We start from the raw sequence: 7,197 nt of genomic DNA on the forward strand, positions 1-7,197 counted from the left end.
GCGACGGATAGCCTGGGTTAAATGTTGTTCATTTTTCAGTCAGCACTGAAGAGACATACTCAGGGATGGATCTGGTCTTCCAGCTTCATGGTCAAGGCCAATGTGCTGCCCATCTGCACCGCCCGGTCCCGCCACTCCTGATACCGCACCGCATCACGGCTGCTGAAATGCACCGCCAGCTCCTCTGCCGCTTGCACCACCCCCGCCGCTGCCGCCAGCTCAAGCCAGTACAGCGCTGCCTTGAGGTTGGCCTCTACGTGCAGCCCATGCATCAACCGGTAGCCCACTTCAAAACGACAACGCGCCTCGCCCTGTTCGGCGCCACGCAAGAACCACTGATAGGCTTGCACCAGGTCAACCTGCCATTCCAGGTCACCGTCGCACACCTCCTCCTCGTACAGGTCACCCAGTGCGGCGGCGGCATGCAGCATGCCGCGGTCGAAGGCCTGCCGGTAACACTCCGCCGCCTGCACATAGGAAGGGTCGATGCCTTTGCCGAAGTAGTGCTGCTGGCCAAGGTTGAACCAGGCAGCAGCATTGCCCTGCAGGGCCGCCATGCGCAACAGGTGCCCGGCCAGCACGGTATCGGCCCGCCAGTACTTGCCGTTGAGCCAGATCCAGCCGAGGTCGTTCAATGCGGACACGCTGCCTTGCAATGCCTGGCGACGCAGGTCGACATACACCGCCTGCAGGTCGTTGGCCTCATCCAGGCGGTTGACCAGCAGCGACCGCTGGCTGGGCAAGCCCACACCGGAAAACAGCCGCTGTCGCCTTCCTGCCGGGGCAGGAGGGGCGATGACCCGCTCGGGCAGAAGGCGGGCAAGTAGCGAATGGATATTGCTGGCAACAGACATGTTCATCCTCATTGAACGACGCACAACCCCAACCTTCGGCTGTGATGAGGCGTGATTCTGCGTGATGTCACGTCAAAACCTGTCGCGAACGATTCGGCACGAGGCAACCAAATGCGACTTCCTTGATCTGAGCAGGCTGTGGCCAATTGCCATGCCCCTCGCATGCCGCCATCCTATTGCGGCAAGCCTAGACAAGGACGTTATCTTTTGCCGTTCGCCACCACTCGCGCCACCCTCAGCCGACAGTGGGCGCTGCTGCGCCAGTTGCCCAGCCGTTCCCCAGGCATAACCAGCGCCGAGCTGGTCTGGCGCCTGCGTGACGTGGGCTTCACGGTCAGCAAACGCACTGTCGAGCGTGACCTCAACGAGCTTTCGCTGATATTCCCGCTGGAGCGCAATGACAAGAGCATTCCGTTCGGTTGGCACTGGTCGGCCAGTGCTGTGGGCGAATTGCGCGGCAATTTCGACTTGCTGACACATCTGCGAGGGGATGCATTGCAGCCATCGCAGGGTGAGGGCGTGGAGCTGGTGGCGCGAATCAGCGATGCACTGGCGCGGCAGTTGCGGGATGCGCCGTTGAGCAGCGACATGCAACTGACGGCGCTGGAGCATGGGCATCGATTACGCGGCACGGTAAGTGACGGTTGGCCATTACGCTGGTGGCTGTTGAGCCATGGGGACAGGGTGGTGGTAGAGCAGCCTGCCAGCTTGCGGGAAGAGATTGGCAGGATTCTGAGCAATGCGGCAGCTCAGTACCAGAATTTGTAGCCTGTACCGGCCTCTTCGCCAGTAAACCCGCGCCTACACAAGTTGATCCTATTCTTATAGACGCGGGCTTTCCCACGAAGAGGTGTAAACAGGATTACAAATTAGTTCTACATCTTACCGTATTTCAGCTACTCAATATTTTGAGCACAAGACTGCAAACAATCTAAGTTCGGCAGCAATTCACTCTCACCAAGAGCTTTACTCTCCTGCGCATTGAAACTGGTATTTTTACCAGTTGTTCGAAATGGCGTCTGCATCCATGCTGTCTTTACAGCCCTACCGAATCACAGGAGATTAACAATGTCACGTCGCGACCAGATTCTCAGGCGTTTCTATCAAGGCCAACAGCTGTGCACATTGTTGACGCAAGACGAAGCCTGGATGGCATTGCGTGCCAACAGAAAGCTCATCAGCGAACAGCTCCTCCCGCCAGGGAGGGAACCTTACGCCATTTTACCGGGTGATGACTCAAGCGGGAGTGTCATCTGCACAAAAAATGCCAACGCGTTAGTGAACCTAGCCTATACGCCATATGGTTACACTAAAGAACGATTTCAGAGCAGTGGTCGATTGCGATTTAATGGGCAGTTGCCCGAAGCCTCGATGAACTGCTATTTGCTGGGTAGTTACAGATTGTTCAGCTCGTCTTTAATGCGTTTTTTCACTCCTGATGTCTGGAGCCCCTTTGGCGCTGGCGGTCTCAATGCCTACGCTTATTGTGAAAATGACCCACTAAACCACTCGGACCCGAGCGGGCACGGTAAAGTTTCTAACAAAAGCGCTCGTCCCTCTAGCCCCACACTAAAATTACTTAAAAAAGCTACTGACAAGCTCAAGACTTACAATGAACGGAAGGCCCGCCTCGAAGCAAAGACTGCCGCACAAAGAAAAGGGATCAATACAGAAGCGATTGACACCCCGCCATATCCAAACCTTCAACCTATCGTAAACCAAATAAACTCTCATAAAAAGCTAATCACTTCGATTCAGAACAGCATGCTAGAAAATCAAAATGACTACATAGACCTTGTAGCCGCATCAATGTGGGCAATGGCAATCAAACACGATTTAGGCACAACAACCGTTACGGGCATACCGTCCAGATCCGCCTATGCTAATCACATAAAAAAATTGGCAGGCGATCTAAATGAAGCCCCAATAAATACCATTAAAAACATGACTGGCATACACGACTCCATGCATTACGACGAGTTTAATGTAAGTGTTATCCGGCAAGAGCCATGAATCTTTCCTTATCCTTGCACATAAAGTTTAGACAGCTGCATTTAAGAATCCATTTTCAATGTTTCTGAAGATGACGGCTTCAGCATACGTATGTAACCAGCCCAACCTTTTGCTCCGTGGCGGGGACCTGCGCGAGGGGCTGGCGTATATTGATAAGTTTGATTTACCGCTTCGGTGCTTGTGCGGGTCATCCACGCGGCGTCTCCCAACGCAGCACGGTCAACCCCTCCAGGTTATTGAACACCAGCCCTTCCGCCAGAAGACCGATCAGGATCACCACCGCCAACCCGGCACACAGCTTGATTGACGGCAAGGCCGCAAGCACCAGATTCCCTTGAAGTACAACCATATAACTGTCCTGCGGCGGGGACCGCCTGCAGTCAGATCAGCCCGCCCTGCTCTTCTTCGTCAATCAGGTTGTTGAGGCTGCTGAGCGCCTTGCGCGCCGTGGAACGGTTGAGCAACTTGGCCTGCGCACCGGCGGGCAGGTCGGTGATCTTGAACACGCCCTTGGCGGTCAGCACGTCGATCAGGTCCTCAAGCACGCGGATCATGTCCAGGTCGCTTTGTTTGAGCTGGTTGAGGCTGTTTTCCACGACATCATCGGCAAACCATTCCTGGATATCGGCATGGTCTGAAGGGAGCATTTCGGTGAACTGATCAAACGCGGCTGCTTCCACCCGCAGCAACTGGCCGGCGGCGTTGCGTTGCACGTAGAACATGGCGATGTCCCTCGTCACGTTGTTTCCTTGTTGGTAGACAGCAGCATAGGCAAAGATCGCCGGGCGCGCAGGCCCGGCGCCAGAGTATGCGCTGTTGGCGGGTGGCAGGAAAGAGCCGGGGCCGCTGTGCGGCCCCGGTGGTCTGTCAGCTGTCCTTGTTGTGGATGATGATGGTCGGATCGGCACCGCTGATCAACGAGTTGATCGTCTGGTTGGACCAGTTGACGCCTTCCAGCTTGATGGTCACGTCGGCGTTGGCGATACCACCTTCGGCGTTGAGCTTGCCTTCGCTGCTGACTTGCAACGTGGTCGTACCCTCAACCGTGGTGAGCTTCAGGTAGTTGTCGATGGTGCTGCCCTTCTCGCCCTGCAGCAGGTCCTTCAGGTCGATACGGTCACCCTCGGCCTTGTTGAAGTCCTTGATCACGTCGTTACCGATATCGCCAGCCTTCCATACGAAGGTGTCGGCACCGCTGCCACCGATCAGGATATCGTCGCCCTGGCCACCGATCAGGGTGTCATTGCCAGTACCGCCCAGCAGGATGTCGTTACCTTTGCCACCATCGAGCGTGTCGCTGCCACCTTGGCCGAAGAGGATGTCATTGCCATTGCCGCCCGACAGGATGTCATTGCCGTCTTTGGCACCGGAGATATCGAACTCGGTGTAGTGCTCGGTGATGTACTGGTGAACATTGCTGGTAGTGACAGCACCGACTTCAACACCGCTCTTCTGTGCAACGTACGTCTGCAGGGCCTGGTAGCCCTCGCTGACGACACCGTTGAGGGTGATCAGGTCACCGAAGATGATGTCGTTGCCATTACCACTATCAATGGTGTCGGCACCTGGCACCGTTGCTTCGGAGTGACCGAGAATCGCCTTGGCCAAATCGGACGGGTCGATATTGGTCTGTGGCTTGCCGGCACTGTCGTACGGTTTCAGATCGTTCAGCGTGACATCGCTGTTCAGGCCGATAGCCTGGACTTTGCTCAAGCCATTGGTGCCGCCCAATACTGCGAAACTTTCAGTAGAACCTGCGGCCGAGTAGACGAAGTTCCAGTAATCCGCGTAGCCGGTACCGCCCAGGCTGGAGAGCTCATAGGTTCCATCACCTTGCGCATGAAGGGTGCCGACCGTCTTGGTGGAGTCAAGCACCAACTCACCTCGGCGGTTCTCGGTATAGGTCAGCACTTTGACCACACCATTGCTGCTGATCTCGACCTTGTGAGTCGCGTCGGCCCAGGCACTGAACGTGTCACCCATCTTGTAGTTGTTGACGTTGACTACATCATCCAGGCTCTTGCCATTCTTCCACAGGCTAGGGTTGGTGGACTCATCGCTCTGATAATAGGTTGGCTTACCGTCGGTAATGAAGTAAGTCAGGTTCTCCGCACCTTTGTTGCTGGTGGCCATGGTGCTGTTGAAGAAGTTGGACGTGGTCTTGAACGCGTCTTCATAGTTGGTACCGCCACCGTAGTAGCCGCCCACCATCGAGTTCAATACCGCTTGCAACTTGCTCAAAGCATCCGGGTCGGCAAGGTTCACTGCCACGTTCTTGTTTACGTGGGTATCGAAGTCGACCAGGAAGATGTTTACGGTACCCGAAGTGTCCGAGCCCAGGCTGGCCTTGAGCGTGTTGAACACCGAGGCCAACTGCGTCTTGGCGTCGGCAATCGACTTGTCGCTCATACTGCCCGAGCTGTCGACCATGAAGGCGATGTTGTAGTTCTTGCCCTGAACCACGTTCAGCCCGGATACGTCAGCGACGATGATGTCGTTGCCTTCACTACCGGTCATCGTGTCATTGCCCGAGGTACCCACACTGGCCTTGTAGGTCGCAGCGTACACCGTCACCGGGATTTTGCCGGTGGTGATGGCCGAGCCGCCCAGGCTTTCGGTGGCAGTCGAGGTGACCGTGATGTCGAACGAGCCTTTGTAATAGGCCGGCGGGGTCAGCGTCAGGCTGCTGAGTTTCCAGCCTGTCACATCGACCGGGGCAGTACCGACCGTGACCGTGTGGCCTGCACCATCGCTCAACACGGTACCTTTCGGGATACCGCTGAGTGTCACGTTCAGGCTTTCAGAGCCGTCGGTGTCGGTCAGGGCGGTGGAAATACCGACCAGTTTCACCGAACCACCCTCAGGCCCTTCGTTGAGCTTGTAGCCGTCGTAGTAGCTCTGACCATTCACGGTGTGCAGGTCGGACACACCCAGGCCTGCGTTCGCCATCTCGGTAACGTTCTGGTACATCTTGACGTTCGAGCTGCTCAGGTCGGTAACGGTACCGGAGCCTACCTGGATGTTCAGGTCATAGCTGCCTGGGCCGGACTGGTTGGCATGGTAGACCTCGATCGGGTAGTAGCCGCTGGTATTCGGGGTAAAGGTCCCCGACACCCCGCCACCGGCTCCCCAGGTGGCCGTGACTACAGTCTTGCCACCGATGGTGAGCACGAAGCTGTCGTCGGCCGAACCGCTGAAGGTATAGACCTTGCCGGCTTCCAGGTAGATCAGGCCCGACGTTTTCGAACCAGTGCCAGCGGTGACGCTGCCATCGGACTGCACGTTGGTCGTGGTGCTGCTGGAGTTCGCGCTGCCGGAGTTGGCAAAGACCGTCTTCAGATCCTCGCCGGTAATGCCGTTGCCGCCAGTACCCAGGCCTTTGAGGCTGGCCCAGACTTCCTTGGTCAGCCCTTTGGACTCGATATCGGCGCTGCCGAAGCTCAGGGTCGGTTTGTCGGCAACCGGGCTGATATCGACCTTCATGGTCACTTCGCTGCCCAAGTTGGTGCCATCGTTCGGCTTGAACTTGAACTGGGCGTAGTCAGCCTTCTGGTTACCCACACCATTACCACCGTAGTTGTCCGCACCCGACTGGTTGAGGGCCGGGACGAACTTCAGGTTCTTGGCAGTGATATCAGCCTGGCTGACCACCTGGCCAACGGCCACATTTACCCATGCAGTACCGTTGAAGAACTGCAAGTTGCCGGCGGCCGGGAGCGAGGTAATGGTCACGGATAGATCAGTGTTGCCATCGGCATCAGTGACTTTGAAATCACTCCAGGCAAACACGTAATCGGTGTCCTCCACGCCAAATACCGCGCCGCCAGGCGAAACCGGCAGGTGGTCATTGTCGAGAATGGTGGTCGTCACGCTCGATTTGCTGCTATCGACCTGCAGATTCTCGAAGTTACCACCCGTGGCGGTTTCGATCTTCACGACGAAGTTCTCGGTACCTTCGACCAGTTTGTCGTTGAGGGTAGCGATGTTGAAGGTCGTGCCTGTGCTGTTGGCCGGAATCTTCACCGTCGCGATACCGGTGAAGTCCTCACCGTTATTGGCGGTACCGCTGTAGCTAAGGGTGATAGTGACTTCGGACTTGGCCGCGTTGCTCAGCGTCAGGGTGTACTGGCCGGTTTCACCCTCGGTCAGAGAAGTCGTGCCGGTAATACCGACGGTAGTGACATCACCCTGGTTGCCGGTGCCCGGAGTTCCCGTACCGGGTTCGTCGGTCACGGCGGTGCTTACCGGGGTCTTGTCCAGTGTCAGCTGCTCGAACTTGCCGACATCCGCACCTTCAACGGTTGCGATCGATTTGATCACAGAGTCGTTG

General features: G+C 56.6%; 5 protein-coding genes and 1 pseudogene. 2 read left to right on the forward strand and 4 right to left on the reverse strand.

Annotation, left to right across the window (positions count from 1 at the left end; translation table 11 throughout):
- Positions 1-59 precede the first annotated feature (59 nt).
- Complete coding sequence (locus ACF8FG_RS13245) at positions 60-854, reverse strand: tetratricopeptide repeat protein (protein WP_014589291.1); 795 nt, start codon at positions 852-854, stop codon at positions 60-62.
- 207 nt (positions 855-1,061) lie between these two features.
- On the opposite strand from ACF8FG_RS13245, the gene ACF8FG_RS13250 reads away from it, so the two are divergent.
- Both ACF8FG_RS13250 and ACF8FG_RS13255 read left to right on the forward strand, forming a co-directional pair.
- On the forward strand, positions 1,062-1,622 hold the full coding sequence (locus ACF8FG_RS13250; RefSeq protein WP_392518846.1) for a WYL domain-containing protein: 561 nt from the start codon (positions 1,062-1,064) through the stop codon (positions 1,620-1,622).
- Positions 1,623-1,922: 300 nt separating this feature from the next.
- Positions 1,923-2,867, forward strand: a complete 945-nt coding sequence (locus ACF8FG_RS13255) for an RHS repeat-associated core domain-containing protein (protein ID WP_318080102.1) — start codon at positions 1,923-1,925, stop codon at positions 2,865-2,867.
- Between the two features lie 187 nt (positions 2,868-3,054).
- Here ACF8FG_RS13255 and ACF8FG_RS13260 read toward each other — a convergent pair.
- The 3 genes and pseudogenes from ACF8FG_RS13260 to ACF8FG_RS13270 all read right to left on the reverse strand — a co-directional run.
- Positions 3,055-3,168: pseudogene (locus tag ACF8FG_RS13260) on the reverse strand (ABC transporter permease); the annotation flags it as partial.
- A 79-nt stretch (positions 3,169-3,247) separates the two neighbouring features.
- Positions 3,248-3,589 (reverse strand): hypothetical protein, encoded by a 342-nt coding sequence (locus ACF8FG_RS13265; protein ID WP_003255921.1) that lies wholly within the window; start codon positions 3,587-3,589, stop codon positions 3,248-3,250.
- Positions 3,590-3,734: 145 nt separating this feature from the next.
- Positions 3,735-7,197: type I secretion C-terminal target domain-containing protein (locus ACF8FG_RS13270; RefSeq protein ID WP_392518848.1), on the reverse strand; the 3,463-nt coding region annotated here is incomplete at its 5' end.

It is taken from the genome of Pseudomonas sp. YQ_6, assembly GCF_043103245.1.
Taxonomy (GTDB): domain Bacteria; phylum Pseudomonadota; class Gammaproteobacteria; order Pseudomonadales; family Pseudomonadaceae; genus Aquipseudomonas; species Aquipseudomonas alloputida.